This window comes from Streptomyces caeruleatus, from assembly GCF_001514235.1.
GTDB classification, from domain to species: domain Bacteria; phylum Actinomycetota; class Actinomycetes; order Streptomycetales; family Streptomycetaceae; genus Streptomyces; species Streptomyces caeruleatus.
In genome coordinates this window covers 1-564 of record NZ_KQ948986.1, presented here as the reverse complement: position 1 = coordinate 564, position 564 = coordinate 1, and the positions used below count along the sequence as shown (strand labels likewise).

Below are 564 nucleotides of genomic sequence, written 5' to 3'. Positions count from 1 at the left end.
TGACTGCCTTCTCGCACACCGCCTGTTCCAGAGCCGCCATCGCCAACTCCGGCTCCATCGGCAGCACACCACGCCGCCGATACCCCTCCACCAACTCAGCACCGCCTCGCCCATCCCCGGGCCCGCCCAAACTCCCCATGCCACCGACGTCGCGGGCAGACCCTGCGCGTGCCGGTACCCTGCCAGCCCGTCCAGGAAAGCGTTCGCCGCCGCGTAGGCAGCCTGCCCGCCAGCGCCCCAACTCGCCGCACCCGACGAGAACAGGACGAACGCGTCCAGATCCAGCCCCGCGGTCAATTCGTGCAGATGCCACGCCGACACCATCTTCGCCCGCAGCACCGCATCCAGCCGCCCCGGCTCCACTTCCTCCAGCGGCACATACCCGTCACCGATCCCGGCTGCGTGCACGACAGCGGTCAGCGGGCAGTCCGCCGGCACCCGCCCCAGCACCCCGGCGAGCGCTTCCCGGTCAGCGACGTCACACGCCTCCACCGTCACCCGCGCACCCAACTCCTCACACAGAGCAGACACACCGGGAGCGTCCAAGCCACGACGGCTGACCAA

The 564-nt window shown here is 70.4% G+C and carries 1 protein-coding gene; it reads right to left on the bottom strand.

What is annotated here, in order from left to right; translation table 11 throughout:
• Positions 1-531, bottom strand: a 531-nt coding sequence (locus AQJ67_RS44405) for a KR domain-containing protein (protein WP_341846205.1), incomplete at its 3' end; no start/stop codon positions are given.
• Between the last annotated feature and the right edge of the window lie 33 nt (positions 532-564).